14 protein-coding genes are annotated in these 14,654 nt (G+C 43.4%); 6 read left to right on the top strand and 8 right to left on the bottom strand.

What is annotated here, in order from left to right; all coding sequences use genetic code 11:
* Positions 1–27 precede the first annotated feature (27 nt).
* Positions 28–657, bottom strand: coding sequence for a GTP diphosphokinase (gene yjbM, locus ACGTNI_RS02360; protein ID WP_394459737.1), 630 nt, complete (start codon positions 655–657; stop codon positions 28–30).
* A 145-nt stretch (positions 658–802) separates the two neighbouring features.
* Here yjbM and ACGTNI_RS02365 point away from each other — a divergent pair, with 145 nt between their 5' ends.
* The 4 genes from ACGTNI_RS02365 (at position 803) to ACGTNI_RS02380 (ending at position 4,069) form a co-directional block, all read left to right on the top strand.
* Positions 803–1,375, top strand: a complete 573-nt coding sequence (locus ACGTNI_RS02365) for a CYTH domain-containing protein (RefSeq protein ID WP_394459739.1) — start codon at positions 803–805, stop codon at positions 1,373–1,375.
* Positions 1,376–1,441: 66 nt separating this feature from the next.
* A complete protein-coding gene (locus tag ACGTNI_RS02370) occupies positions 1,442–1,843 on the top strand; it encodes a globin domain-containing protein (RefSeq protein ID WP_085506989.1) in 402 nt (133 codons plus the stop codon).
* Positions 1,840–2,736, top strand: a complete 897-nt coding sequence (locus tag ACGTNI_RS02375; RefSeq protein ID WP_394459741.1) for a ClpXP adapter SpxH family protein — start codon at positions 1,840–1,842, stop codon at positions 2,734–2,736. The genes ACGTNI_RS02370 and ACGTNI_RS02375 overlap by 4 nt, the downstream gene beginning before the upstream one ends.
* Before the next feature lie 163 nt (positions 2,737–2,899).
* On the top strand, positions 2,900–4,069 hold the full coding sequence (locus tag ACGTNI_RS02380; RefSeq protein ID WP_394459850.1) for an MFS transporter: 1,170 nt from the start codon (positions 2,900–2,902) through the stop codon (positions 4,067–4,069).
* A 232-nt stretch (positions 4,070–4,301) separates the two neighbouring features.
* Here the strand turns inward: ACGTNI_RS02380 and ACGTNI_RS02385 are convergent, their stop codons facing one another.
* Entirely contained in the window at positions 4,302–6,296 is a 1,995-nt protein-coding gene (locus tag ACGTNI_RS02385) for an ABC transporter permease family protein (RefSeq protein WP_394459743.1), read from the bottom strand.
* A 333-nt stretch (positions 6,297–6,629) separates the two neighbouring features.
* Here ACGTNI_RS02385 and ACGTNI_RS02390 point away from each other — a divergent pair, with 333 nt between their 5' ends.
* Positions 6,630–6,815, top strand: coding sequence for a hypothetical protein (locus ACGTNI_RS02390; protein WP_085506986.1), 186 nt, complete (start codon positions 6,630–6,632; stop codon positions 6,813–6,815).
* A 42-nt stretch (positions 6,816–6,857) separates the two neighbouring features.
* Here ACGTNI_RS02390 and ACGTNI_RS02395 read toward each other — a convergent pair whose 3' ends face one another.
* From ACGTNI_RS02395 to mecA, 5 genes are all read right to left on the bottom strand, one after another.
* Entirely contained in the window at positions 6,858–7,265 is a 408-nt protein-coding gene (locus ACGTNI_RS02395; protein WP_394459746.1) for an NUDIX hydrolase, read from the bottom strand.
* Positions 7,266–7,334: 69 nt separating this feature from the next.
* Positions 7,335–8,363, bottom strand: a complete 1,029-nt coding sequence (locus tag ACGTNI_RS02400) for a DUF3231 family protein (protein ID WP_394459748.1) — start codon at positions 8,361–8,363, stop codon at positions 7,335–7,337.
* A gap of 393 nt (positions 8,364–8,756) precedes the next feature.
* Entirely contained in the window at positions 8,757–10,565 is a 1,809-nt protein-coding gene (gene pepF, locus ACGTNI_RS02405; protein ID WP_394459750.1) for an oligoendopeptidase F, read from the bottom strand.
* Between the two features lie 92 nt (positions 10,566–10,657).
* A complete protein-coding gene (locus ACGTNI_RS02410; RefSeq protein ID WP_394459753.1) occupies positions 10,658–11,791 on the bottom strand; it encodes a competence protein CoiA in 1,134 nt (377 codons plus the stop codon).
* Between the two features lie 332 nt (positions 11,792–12,123).
* A complete protein-coding gene (mecA, locus tag ACGTNI_RS02415; RefSeq protein WP_394459755.1) occupies positions 12,124–12,816 on the bottom strand; it encodes an adaptor protein MecA in 693 nt (230 codons plus the stop codon).
* Positions 12,817–13,144: 328 nt separating this feature from the next.
* Between mecA and ACGTNI_RS02420 the strand changes: the two genes are divergently transcribed.
* On the top strand, positions 13,145–13,807 hold the full coding sequence (locus ACGTNI_RS02420) for a TerC family protein (RefSeq protein WP_394459757.1): 663 nt from the start codon (positions 13,145–13,147) through the stop codon (positions 13,805–13,807).
* A gap of 64 nt (positions 13,808–13,871) precedes the next feature.
* Here ACGTNI_RS02420 and spxA read toward each other — a convergent pair whose 3' ends face one another.
* Entirely contained in the window at positions 13,872–14,267 is a 396-nt protein-coding gene (gene spxA, locus ACGTNI_RS02425) for a transcriptional regulator SpxA (RefSeq protein WP_028782060.1), read from the bottom strand.
* Positions 14,268–14,654 lie beyond the last annotated feature (387 nt).

Consider the following 14,654-nt stretch of genomic DNA (forward strand, 5'->3'; position numbering starts at 1 on the left):
ACCCCACTCCTTCCCAGCAACTGTCCATTAGTCTGGATGTTTCCCTTGTTCTTTTCTATTAAACGCTTTCTTTGCATCCTGGATTTCATTTTTGATTTTCGACATTTCTTCATCAAGTCGGAATGCCGCTTCGGCTGCCCGTTTCAGCCTGGCCTTTACTTCCCCGGGAATCTGACCGGAATATTTATAATTCAGCGAATGTTCGTTGGTTGCCCAGAAATTCATAGCGAGCGTCCTAATCTGGATTTCAGCCAGTACCTTTTTCTCCCCATGTATCGTCTCTACCGGATAGTTGATAATAAGATGATAAGAGCGGTATCCGCTATCCTTCTTCTGGGACACATAATCCTTTTCTTCTATGATTTCAAAATCATGGCGGTTATGCAGCATACTGGCGATGACATAGATATCATCGACGAATTGACAGACGACCCGGACCCCGGCTATATCCTGGATTTCCTTTTCAACCTCGACCGGAGATATGCCCCTTCGCTGCATCTTTCCTAAAATGCTGGATCTGGGTTTGACGCGGCCAGTCACAAACTCAATTGGAGAATGCTCCAGTTCGTACTCAAATTGGGCCCGCATCCCTTTCAGCTTGACTTTCAGTTCATCGACCACCTGGGTATAGGGTGCCAGAAATACCTCCCAGTCCATCTTGTCATCCCCACCTTTAACAACGTCTATGTAGTAAATATGTGATATTACGTACCCCTTCATTGTATCATAAAATATGACAGGCGATAATCTTTGCAATCAGCACCTTTCTTCCTCATAATGATTGCAGAGCTGGAGGGATACGATGAACCAGGAAATCGAAATTGAATTCAAAAATATACTGACGAAGGAAGAATTTGACCGCCTAAAAAACACGCTTCCTTTCGAGAAAGCGAACGTTCAGGAGCAGACAAATCATTATTTTGAGACGGAAAATTTCGACTTAAAACAGAATGGTGCCGCCCTTAGGATTCGTGAGAAAAACGGCGGGTATACACTGACATTGAAGCAGCCGCACCCGGACGGACTGTTAGAAACCCACGCCACACTGACTACGGACGACTGCGAAAGCTGGATTTCCGGTGCACCGATCGCCAAAGAAAATGTCTACCATCAGCTGCAGAAACTTGGCATCAACCCGGATGAGCTGAACTATCAGGGCGCATTGAAAACTAACCGTCAGGAGATTCGCTATCAGGATACCCTGCTCGTACTTGATCATAGTCTGTATCATGAGACGGAAGATTATGAGCTGGAACTGGAGGCGACAGACCGGGCACATGGAGAAAAAGTTTTTCACCAGTTATTGACGGATCATGAAATCCCGGAACGGGAAACCGATAATAAAATCAAACGATTTTTTCAGGCGAGGCCGTGAGTCAGATTAGTTGAAGGCCACCCCCGCCGTTGCTACAATGAATAACAAGCAGAAGGGGTTCTGATCATGAACGTACCAGGAACAATTTATGAAGCAATTGGAGGCAGGGAAGCGGTAGCAACGCTTGTTGACGCGTTTTATGCACGGGTAGGCAAACATCCCGATTTAACTCCTATTTTTCCGGATGATTTGACAGAGACTGCCCGAAAGCAAAAACAATTCTTAACCCAGTTTTTTGGCGGCCCCGCCTTATATACGGAAGAGCACGGACATCCGATGCTGCGCGCAAGACATCTCCCTTTTCCCATTACACCGACCAGAAGGGATGCCTGGCTGAATTGCATGGCCGCAGCACTGGAAGAAGCGAATATCGAGGAGCCATACCGCACGGCGATTTTCGAACGTCTGACCATGACAGCCAATCATATGATGAATACACCAGAGGATGAGAAAGGAGAATCGATGTGAGTTGGAAAGGTACTGGAGCATCCCAGGAACAAACAAGTGCCCAGTTCGGTTTTTTCGATTTATTGAAACGGCCATTGGAGCTCTATCTGTTCGTAGATCCCCTATGTCCGGAATGCTGGTCCATCGAGCCGATCATCAAAAAGCTCACTATCGAATATGGCCGCTTTTTCACCATTAAGCCGATTATCAGCGGGAAAATGACTTCCCTTCATAAAAAAAGCGTGGATAAGCCTTATAAATTGAAGAAGGAATGGGATAAGACCGCGAATCGTACCGGCATGTGCTGCGATGGCGATATCTGGCTGGAGAATCCTGTCTCCTCTCCTCTCATCACATCGCTCGCTGTTAAAGCAGCAGAGCTTCAAGGGAAAAAGTCAGGTATCCGTTTTTTACGAAAAGTCCAGGAGTACGTTTTTCTTGATAAGAAAAACATCTCGGACGAAGAAGTTCTCGTGGAATGTGCTGAAAAAAGCAGACTGGACGTCGACGAATTCCGGAAAGACCTTTATTCCGATACAGCCCGCCGTGCCCTGCAGTGTGACTTCAATCTGACACGGGAAATGGATGTCGACACCATCCCAACGCTAGTCCTGTTCAATCAGTCGGAAGAAGACGCAGGTTTAAAGATTGCCGGCACGTACCCGTATGAAATCTATGTCAATGTTTTGAAGGAGATGCTCCAGAAGGATCCAAATCCCGCGAAGAAGCCACCGCTTGAAGAATTCCTTCAGCATTATAGATTTGTTGCTACAAAAGAAATCGCCGTCGTCTATGACTGGACGGAACAACAAGCAAAACGGGAGATGAAAAAGCTCGTCCTGAAGCAAATCGTCCAGGAAGTCCCGGTGAAACACGGAGTGTTCTGGAAATACCAGCCTGCCGGGCAAGCGTAAAAGCGGCTGTCTCAAAAGGGTCTGACCAGGTGCAGACTTTCATTTTGAGACAGCCGCTTTCATACTTTGGCGAGCGTTTGCAAAGAAAACATTTATTTTGCTAATTACTAGTGTTATGATATTTTCCGTAGTATTATTTGTCAGAAAAGGAGTGAACGTGGCTCTGGATATAAAAAAAGCATTACCTATCTTATTTGCAATCATGTTTTTTGTCATGGTAGGATTCGGCATCATCATCCCGGTTCTTCCTTTCTATGCAGAAGAAATCGGAGCGACGCCGACCGAACTTGGTCTATTGATGGCTGTCTATTCATTGATGCAGTTATTATTCGCTCCGATGTGGGGGCGTATTTCCGACCGGATTGGCCGTAAGCCTGTCATCGCACTCGGTATCGCCGGTCTTGCCCTGTCGTTCTTTTTGATGGCACTGGCCACCCAATTATGGATGCTGTTCGCTGCCCGGATTATTGGCGGCTTCTTATCTTCCGCCAACATGCCGACCATCATGGCTTATGTTGCCGATATCACGTCAGAGGAAGATCGCGGAAAAGGAATGGGAATCATCGGCGCTGCCATCGGGCTCGGTTTCGTGTTTGGACCGGCAATCGGCGGAGTATTTTCCAAAACAAGCCTGGAAATGCCGTTTTACATAGCAGGAATTTCTTCCTTGATCACGTTTTTACTTGTACTGTTCGTTTTGAAAGAATCACTGACGGAAGAAGCAAGAGGCCAGCATGCCGGTAAACGGCCACCTATGCGTGAGGCTCTGAACGGTCCATCCTCCATGCTGTTCTTCCTGCAGTTGTTCGTTTCGCTGTCCTTATCCGGTCTCGAAGCGACATTCGCCTACTTTGCCGCAGACACGGCAGGACTCGGAACTGTCGAGCTTGGCTATATTTTTATGATCATGGGACTCGCCGGCGCTATTGTCCAAGGCGGACTGGTCGGACGACTTACGAAAAAATTCGGCGAACCGTTCGTCATCCAGCTTGGGGTCGCCGTCTCCGCGCTCGGTTTCTTTCTGATCCTGTTCGTGGATGATTTCCTGACCGCTACCATATTTTTATCCATCTTCGGCATCGGAAACGGTGTCATCCGACCGAGTGTAGCTGCCTTGCTCACGAAAAAAGCGACTGCCGGCTACGGCAGTGCAACCGGATTGTTATCTTCCTTTGATTCACTAGGAAGAATCATCGGTCCTCCCCTTGGCGGCTGGCTGTTTTCCATCGCGATCGGTCTTCCTTATATTTCAGGCATCCTCTTATCTGTGATCGCCCTGATATTGTTCCGTATTTATGCACGCCAATCCAGGAAAATATCATCCGCCGCATAAAGATTAAGGCAGAGGAGCTAATGTTGCCCCTCTGCCTTTTTGATTGTCTCCCTAACGTCTGTTGTGTCTCTTTTATTTTTAAAATTGTCACTCTTATTTTCGATTTTGTCTCTCTTATCTTTCAAATTATCTCTCTTCACGTCTATGAAGCGCAATTATTGACAAGTTGTCTCTCAACCAAAGGATTTGTCTCTCTTTCACTTCTAAAACCGCTTCTACAGCAAGCATCCGATCAGGAGGATATTTTCTTCACGCGTTCAAACTGGTCCCGCCTTACTTCAGCAACTTCAGCATTCTTTTTCTTCCCACGATCTTTTCTCCAAAACCGGAATCTCTCCCAATAGCTCGTTCTATCCAAATAGATTCCAACGCGCTGCTGCTGAACCTCCTGAATTCCTTCCACGATCAACTGCATCGCGATTATTACAAGAATAAATGCCAAAAATACTGGAACGACCACCCAATAATGACCGGTCATGAACGCTTCCCTGGTGTTACTGACCAGCCCGGCCCATTCAAACGTCACGGAATGGGGCGGGGACCGGTAGCTCGCATCATACATGACACTTGTCCCGCCAAGAAATAATTGAAACAAGCCAAGATGGATGAAAATCAATAAAGTCTGGATAAATTGCTGACCAAAGATGATGCCTAACTTCGATCGCAGGTGAGGCATAATGTGCCTGCCCATTACATGCCTGGCACTGCCACCGAGGACAACCGCGCTCGTCATGAAATCCTGCCTCATGACCAGGCTTATCTCATTCCCAATCAACACCATTACTAACGGGAAGACGAGCAGCGTAAGAACTAGCACCTCAAAGACGAGCCGTTCTGTTAGCGTATATTCAAATCCTGACGTAGAGCCTATAAGAACCGGGCGCAGTAAAATCAGAGCGATGATACTTAGCGGCAAATAGTGAAATCCATCAACGAAGCGCTCCACTCCTTTTTTAATAGCCTCAGGTACAAATAATGCATACGGAATAGCCAGTAGAAATCCGAGAAAAACCCGCAGGAAAGCAATCAGACCCCCGAACAAAATCGTAAACTTCGCCCCAGCAAGCAGCTGGTCCAAAATACTGTAACCAAGCCAGTCGGTTCCAAGCAAGAGGTATTCGGAAGGCGGATGTGGCTTGCTGCTGACAAGTTTCCCTTCTTCATCATAGATCAGCGTAAAATTCCTTACGTCTTCCTCCTGGATCCATGAGTGCCCGATACTGATCACCAGAATTAGAAAAATAACCGAAAAACCAAGCAGGAATTTTTTATTTTTAAAATAAGCCCCGACTTCCACCAAACCCTTCCGAACAGCAGTACGCCATGTGCCGGTCTTCAAGCTTTTCCCCCAAATAGCTGTCGGCTTTATGGCGACCCCTGTAGCCGCAGGGGGAGGTGTGAAAAGTTCAGCCCCCTGATAAATGATATAAAAGGGAGTGAACACCATGATCAGTACCGTGGCAATGACAATTGGCCGGAAATCTTCTAATATGTAGTTGGAGATTCCATTGATATTAAACATGTATTCAATTACAAACAAACTGGAAAGCGAGCCCCAAACAATCATTTTAGAATGATAGAAAGCGCTGTTCGTGATGTTTCGGAAAATGTGCGTAATAATAAGTGTCTTATAGCGAAGTCCTTTACTTTGAGCAAAGAATACATAGTGCTTGGTCATCTCTTCCTCAATCAAAAGCACTATTATACGAAATAAGGCTATCATTGGCAGAATCGCAAGTACCGCCATTGGCGCCGCATATAGTCGGTTTTCACCTAAGGTAACAAACGGAAACAAATGAACGCCTGTCTGCTTATAAATGAGGACGACTAAAAATTGCAGCAAAAAAGCAACCATCAAATCCGGGATCGCCTCCATAAACCCTAGGAGCCGTTTAATTGATGTCCGAAAAGTGTTAGGAAGAAAAACCGTCAGGAAAGCCATTAGTGCGGCCAGGCTGAATCCTATCGCCAATGCTCCGAACAAAATAGTCATCGAATACAAAAAGGGATCCCACAAAAAAATGAACGCATTCAGTTCTTCTCCCCGGAATTGATACGTCCAGGACCCCGGCTGGAGAAATTGTTCAATCAGCCTCCCGGTTTCTTCTAAATAGAGGGTAGCATCAAACAGGCCCTCTCCTCTTACTAGAAAAGGAGCCGTGCTCAGCGCAACTATCCCCGCAACCCCTAATAAGTAATACCAAAGGAACTTCCATAGCTTCATCATCTCAAGACATCCTTCACCTGATATAGTCACGCCAAACTGTAAACAACAGCAAGACTATGTTTATCATACCGAAAACAGTATGAATTTTCCAAATTAATTTTAGAGAAAAAAATAACCAGCATCGGCTGGTTATCAAGATCCCTTTATATAATAAAGGAGGATGGGAGAAAGTTCCCTGTCAAACTTGTTGGGGGGTTAATGGGATTTCTTTCACATCTATAATATAGCAAGCCGGAACACCTTGCGCAATACACTTGTTCAATATTTCACGAGTTTGTCACAATGTTCTAACTGCCGTTTCCAAGCATAATCTTGAAGTAAGGAGGGTTGGACATGAAGATCATAGGGGTCATCATTTTCACAGCACTGGTACTGACAGCATTCTTAATGAACCTATTCGGATTAATGCGGCTTTACCCCATCTATATCACATCGCCTCTATTATTTCTAGTCATCTTCTTCACCATCAAAAGCCTGTTTCATCGAAAAAAGTTCAAAGGATTCAAGAGCTACCATTGAAAAAGGAGCAGCCTGTAAATGGGTGCTCCTTTGCTGATTCATTTAAAAGCTTACATAAAAAGGCTGTTCTTCTTCTTTTAAGCAATACGCTATGCGCTGGTGGAAATTACCCCAGGTCACCATTTCCAAAGCTTGATCGACAGGAAAAAAGCCTGCTTCCAGTGCTTCTGGTGTCGTTGTCAGCTCTCCTCCTACCGGCTTTCCCAGAAATAAGGTATTGCAGATACTGCGGCTTATATTTTGGAAAATTCCACAAAATCTGATTACCTCAATATCCAGACCACATTCCTCTTTCGTTTCTCTGACTGCCGCTTCTGCCAGCGATTCCCCTATTTCCACCTGCCCGCCTGGCATTTCCCAGCCCCGTTTCGGTCCTTTGATCAATAGTACTTCGCCTTCGTTATTCAAAATGACAGCGGCTGCAGATACAATGTGCTTCGGTGGTTCCATCCCTATCTCCCCCTGACTTCTTCTGTAACACCCCTACTAAAAAAAGCTTACCTTAAAATAGGTAAGCTCTCAACGATAGGATGAAAGTTGATCACGATCAATCATGATCGGCGGCTGTTCCATCCAGCCATTATCGATCATGATATTTGCTCCATCCTCTACATACAACGAGACATCGAGGAGACATCGAGCATATAATGCTCCGATATCTTTTCTTCCATTAAGGGAGGCCCCATTAGCATAATTTCTTATTTTCATTGAAAACATATCGATTTTATGAAATACCATCAGCTTATCGGAAAACGGCGGGATAGTCGAAGGTGTCACCAAATGATCAAGCAGACTGGGAGCTGCAATATTATCCTTCTTCAGTTTGTTAGTAAACTTGTCAATATGGCTCGTATTTAATTTTCTGCCGCGATTCAAAAACTTAAGCACTTTCCGGTCCCTTGCACCCTGGCTGAAACCAAGAATCACCGCTTTACTTGTAATGTCGTTATGAAGGTTATCGTACAAATGCGCTACCTCCAGTCCATGGAGTGGCCGCACCTCGCCGAAATAACCATGCAAAAAACTTTGCCGGTTTACAAAATCAACTCCAGCCGGGCTTGGTGATGCCGGAGCATTCCCCAATACCCCCTTAACTGCCAGTACGTCATGAACATCCGTCATTAATTTGGTCGTCTTTTTCAGACTTTCCACAAAAAAATCACGGGTATCTTTTCTGGTCATGATAGGAATTGCTGCACTGTAAATACTGGTGCCAGCTTTCGTAAGATACCGGAGATAATGCAGATAAAATTCATCATAAAATAATCGCGGTGCCTCCAGGTTGACATCTTCCTCCGTGAAGCCCACTGGTAGAGGAAAATCAGCATCATTAAAAATTCTTTTGATATCCTTCATGAACGTATTTGTTAAATCCAAGGCACCTTCTACTACCTTCTTAATCTCAGCATCTTCCAAATGACGCAAAAAGTAACTAAGCACGCACTTCCCCATCGTATTCCCCTGATATGTCGCCCACAATTTACCCATCTCTGCCGAAGTCAGATGATTGTTAAACTGTATGTTTTCCTCATGCTTATGTTTTTTCATGACTATTTACCTCCCTTCCTCATAATGGGGTTCCTTACGCTTATCCGGCTCATCCATTATGTAATTTTGGTCTCGAAGGGAAGTTAATGCACGTTTGAGCGATTGCACCGTCTTTCGCCAAAAAACAGCCCATTTTCTACGAATATAATAGGACCAGTATTTATATTTATTGCCTTTCATGCTAACAAGCAATAACAATATTAAAACAATAATAACTACTGCATATTTCCGCACGTCAAGGTCTCCTTTTCACTATTCAGCATTACCCTTATTATGAGCAATCTGGAAACAATCTATGTACATGAAGCCTCCGACTTCTATTAAAAAAGTTCAAGATGGGAACAACCTGTTCCACCTTGAACTTTCTTTAATCTTTGATCGAGAGAACTCTATTTACTTCAATAATTCTTCCATTTCATTCAGCTTTTCTTCAAATACATCCAAAGCTGCAAGGATTGGCTCTTTTGATGTCATATCAACACCAGCCTGCTTCAGCACTTCAATCGGATAGTCACTGCTTCCTGCTTTCAGGAATTTCTTATAACGGTCAACTGCCGGTTCACCTTCTTCCAAAATCTGAGCGGCCAGTGCAGTGGCAGCGGAGTATCCTGTCGCATACTGGTAAACATAATAGTTGTAATAGAAATGCGGAATCCTCGCCCATTCCAAACCAATTTCATCATCAATGACGAGATCATCCCCAAAATATTTTTTGTTAAGATCATAATAAATCTCGGTCAGCTTATCAGCAGTCAATGCTTCTCCTTTTTGAGCCAAAACATGAATATCATGTTCGAATTCAGCAAACATCGTCTGACGGAAAACAGTACCACGGAATCCTTCAAGGAAATGATTCAACAAATAAAGCTTTTCTTTGTTATCATCCGTGCTTTTCAGCATATGATCGTTCAGCAACGCTTCATTGCATGTCGACGCTACTTCCGCTACAAAAATCGAATAGTTGCCATACCGATATGGCTGATTGGCGTGGGTATAGTAGCTGTGCAGCGAATGGCCCAGTTCATGGGCGAGTGTAAATAAGTTATTTACGTTATCCTGCCAGTTCATCAAAATATAAGGATTCGTTCCGTAATGACCGGAAGAATAAGCTCCACTCCGCTTGCCTTTGTTTTCATCCACATCAATCCAGCGGTTTTCATAGCCTTCTTTGATGATGTTCGTATACTCTTCCCCAAGCGGATTCAGCCCTTCCACCACAAGGTCCTTCGCTTCGTCATAGCTGAATTTCATATCCACTTCTTTGACAAGAGGCGTATACAAATCATACATGTGCAGTTCATCAAGCTCGAGCACTTTTTTCCTTAACGCAATATAACGGTGAAGCAGCGGAAGTCTGTCATTTACTGCCTCCACCAGGTTATCATACACTTTTTCAGGAATCTTATTGCTGTCGAGAGCTTTTTCCCGTGCCGAATTGTAATTCTTCACTTCCGCAAAATAGTTATCCTTTTTCACGTTTCCGCTCAAGGTAGAAGAGAATGTGTTCTTGAAATTTTCAAATGTATCATACATCGCCTGGAATGCTTCTTTCCTTACATTGCGGTCCTTGGATTCCAGAAAATTAATGTATCTCCCATGCGTCAGATCCACTTCATTTCCTTCTTCATCTTTAATGGATGGGAAGGTCATATCGGCATTATTCAGCATGCCGAATGTCTGCTGCGGATTAGCTGCGATCTCAGAGAAACCTGCAAGTAAGGCTTCTTCTTTCTCACTCAATACATGGTCACGTTTTCGTGTAATTTCATCAAGGGCATGCTTATATAAGCCTAACTCCTCTTTTTCTTCTAAGTATTTGTCGATGGTACCTTCCTCAAGCGAGAGGATTTCCGGCACAATCCAACTCATGGCCGAGGCAACTTTTGTATACAGGTTTTCCGCTTTGGCATTCAATTCCTGGTAAAAGGAATTTGTCGTATCCTGATCCGCACGCATATGGGCGTAAGTAAATAATGTCCCGAACCTGTGTGATAGTTCATCTTGTTTCACTAGCAACTGGTATAACTGATCGGCTGATTCACCGAGCTTTCCTTTGTATTGGGAGACTTCAGGGATCATTTCCTTGACAGCCTCGAGTTCCTGTTTCCATTCATCATCTGATGCAAAAATATTTTCAAGCTTCCAGGTCCGTTCCACTGGAAGTTCTTCACGTTTAGGCAGTTCTTTACTTGAGGTACTCATACCTGCTTCCTCCTTTAGTCCATGTCTTCACCATAACTGATTTCTCCAAAAAATAGGAAATACCTCCCTATTTTATGATATTTCGAAACATTTTACCCCTTTTTCAATGAATTAAATAAAATTTCATCCTGTTGGAGGGCTTCCTCGATCGTATGCGGCAAGGCCAACGCTTTCGTTTTCCGATAATGTTGTGGTGAGACCTTTTCAGTAAAACCAAGTTGAGTTAAGAGATTCAAGTATTCCTCAATAGGAGAAGGTGTAGATGAAACATGTAATAAGGTGCTTAGCCTTGGGGCAGTACGATGGGCGAGAAGTGTTCCTATTGAAGCAGGCATAAAGGTATCCAACAAATAACGGCTCTGCCAGACCCATGGTGCCTCGGCGATCTGTAACTGGCTTGTGACTGGAAGGTAAGCGAGAGTTGGTAATAACGAAGGGTGAAGGCCAGCCTGGTACAAATACTGCCGCCACCTTTTTTCCTGCACCGATACATGACCCGGGGAGCGAAGCCGCTTAGTTTTAATGAAACTTTTCCATCCTGAAGGCATATGATTAAGAGGATGAATATCAGAAGTAAATAACTGGGGGAAAGAAAGCTGTTGCAAGGGAACAAAATGGAATGACGTGAATATGCGGGTTCTCCCGCTTGCCTGAAGATGACTTGCAATTAACAATTGATCGGTGGAAGGATCGTAAAAATAAATACGGTAGTCATGGAAATGATAGATGAAGTTTCTTTCAAACGAGGTCAATTGGATGCTGTCTGTCCATTTTCTGGCCAAACGGTTACCTCCAAGGACCCATAATGGGAAGACACCGACACGGTGATATTCTGTGGTACGTTTTGCTATTTCAATTTCTGGTATCCGGGCACATTGATACTCAATGGCCACACGCTTCGTTTTCATCTGTAGCAAAATATCCGGACGCTGCTGGATTTCAGGTATGTATGGTTCCAGCTCTGCCTCATACCCTTGAGCTTGCAGCCATTCCCATAACCGTACCTTACCCTGATGGTGGTAACTCCCCTCCCCACCCTTACTGGATGGGCAGTCACTATTGGGATAATGAGCAAAATGCGGAGTTACTTTTGCCCCTGCCCTAATTAAAACACGCTCCTGACACTGCGGACAAAAATAGCTGTCTTTCTCCGCCTGAAGCAGTTCTGATGTATGCCGGCCTGCCAGCTGGATCAATCGACCGTCATCATTTACGGCACTAAGCAATAGTCCACCTCCTTTGGTAACTTAAAAAGTTTTCACCTTAAAAAAATTGGTGAATTTTCTTTAGCATACATTACTTATTCGACATAGAACGACAAAATTCCTGCTCAGGGTAGCATTTTATGATTGTCTCTCTTACGCTCGTTCTTTCTCTTTTATTTTCAAATTTGTCTCTCTTAATTTTGATATTGTCTCTCTTTCTTCTGGAATTGTCTCTTAAATGGACCTACAAACGCATATATGTAATGGGTTGTCTCTCATCCAGAGGTGTTGTCTCATTTAGAGCCGCTACTCAAAAAATAAAAAGCATACCACCAGCGCGGCATGCTTTCTAATTATTGAGGAAAGTAAGTTTTTATCTGGTTCAAGGCATCTTCTGCAAAAATTGTTTTACCATACTCCTGCAGACGATGGATGGTGAGTTCGGATTCATTACCGTACTCCAGAATCTTACTCAAAATATTTTCCTGCTCATCATCACTCATATTTTCATCATCAAACTGAATATATAGATAGTAGGCATTTTCAAAATGGTACATGCTCTGCTCAAAACCATCGGTGTTATCGAATCGGTAGCTTAACTGAATAGCATCTTCGAATTCATGGAAGCGGATCATGAACTGCATCGGCTCCAGGTCATTTTCAAAACTGTCTGCCTCGTCGTCCTCTGATTCATTGTCTGCTTCATTCAGTTTTTCATCAAGCATAGATTCTATTTTTTCATCCACCGGCATATCGATGGTTTTTCCATTTTCAGTCGGGAGTTCAAGCTTTTGACCATCAGATGAAAGCTGTGCTTTTGTAACAATGACTTCCAGACCTTTTTCCATCGCCTGCACCTGGATCCATAGGGGACCGTCAGCGTGGAAATTTTCTTTATCATTGACTTCGTCCATCATTTCCCAGAACAGCTGCTCACTTCGGTCACGGTTATACCAGATATCTTCCCGATCGAATCCACGTTGTTCTACATCATGGTACGAGACATAAAACTTAATTGTATTTTCATTTATTCTTTCAATTTCCATGCATTTTCTCTCCCTTCTATTTTCGGATATGCGGAAGGGACTGCTTCACCCTTGTTGTTATTTTATAGTATACCTTACCCTATATTTCTTTCATTTAATCTTAGGAATATGGGGATAGGCATCTCTTAATTCTATTGTATGACAGGAGCGTCTTTTCGGAAAACAAAATGCTTCATTTTACTAAAAACAAACGAATGTCACGACCCATGTAACATGTGATTCGGCATTTGCCTGCATCCGGTAAATTTATTGAATGATAAATCTATGGTTAGTTGTCTATTTTAGCTTATTTCTAGTCATTTGTCACTACATGTCAGGAGGCTTTTTTATGGAATGGGAATTGATTCAGGCAATGTTGATCATTATCGGTATTGATATCGTCCTCGGCGGGGATAACGCCATTGTCATTGCACTTGCCAGCAGGAACCTACCGGAGAAACAGCGCAATAAAGCGATTCTTTTTGGGACAGGCCTTGCTATCATTGTGCGTGTCCTGCTAACAGCGGTTGCCCTCTATTTATTGCATATTCCATTTTTGAGGCTGATCGGGGGTGTGCTGCTTATTTATATCGCTATCAAGTTATTGACCGAAGAAGAAGAAGAGCCGGATATCAAAGCAAGTGACAGCCTGCTCTCGGCGATCAAGACAATTGTGTTTGCCGATATTGTGATGGGCTTTGATAATGTACTCGCCATCGCCGGCGCCTCGCACGACAATATTTTGTTAGTGGCTATGGGGCTTTTAGTATCAGTCCCGATTATCATCTGGGGCAGCAAAATCATCTTGCGGCTGATGGAACGTTTTCCTTCCCTTGTATACATCGGAGCTGGGATACTCGCCTACACGGCTGCCGAAATGATTCTGGAAGAACGTCGCCTTCGGATATTTTTTGAACAATTCGACTCACTTCAATACGTCATGCCACTTGTAACAATTTTTCTCGTCATTGCCTGGGGCTACCGGAATAATAACCCGGCCTCTCAAGCTTAATCAGATATTAGGAAAAGTTGTAAAAATTACAAAAAAAGACCGCTATGTATGCGGTCTTTTCCTATTAGTTTACAAGACGCTGCGCTTCACGAAGCTGGAAAGTACGAACGCTTCTTGGCAGGAAGCGGCGAATCTCATCTTCGTTGTAGCCGACTTGCAGACGCTTTTCATCAATAATAATTGGGCGACGCAACAATCCAGGGTTTTCCTGAATTAAATCAAACAAATCTTTCAAAGGCATTTGTTCAAAATCGACGTCCAGTTTCTGGAATACTTTTGATCGGGTAGAGATAATCTCTTCCGTACCATCCTCCGTCATACGCAGGATTTCTTTTATTTCATCCAGCGTTAAAGACTCTGAGAAAATATTACGTTCCTTAAAAGGAATATTATGTTCTTCCAGCCACGCTTTCGCTTTGCGGCATGATGTACAGCTTGGTGAGGTATATAGAGTTACCATGGGAACTTCACTCCTCAAAATGTATTTATCATACAAGGTTGTTATTTGCTTGCCAGTTTAAAATAAGTTTAAATAACAGTCTATGTATACTATACCATAACTGTCAAGTGATAGCTAGTAGTGATTGTAATTATTTTGCACAAAACTTATACAAACAACTCATTATTATTCTGACACTTGTAATATACCCTCATTTTCATCTATTAAACATATTTTTATATAAATTTTCCCCTTGTTTTTATGCCCTTTTGATGGGGATTCACTATTTCCATACGTTCAAGTTTTAACAAAGTTTCACTTTAATAAGATTTTTTTATTCCATTTTCATTTAGCCCAACGAAATTGAAAAAAGGTTGTCCCTTATGACGGCTTATCAGACAAGAATTA

The organism is Thalassobacillus sp. B23F22_16 (assembly GCF_043496955.1).
Taxonomy (GTDB): Bacteria; Bacillota; Bacilli; order Bacillales; family Halobacillaceae; genus Thalassobacillus; species Thalassobacillus devorans_A.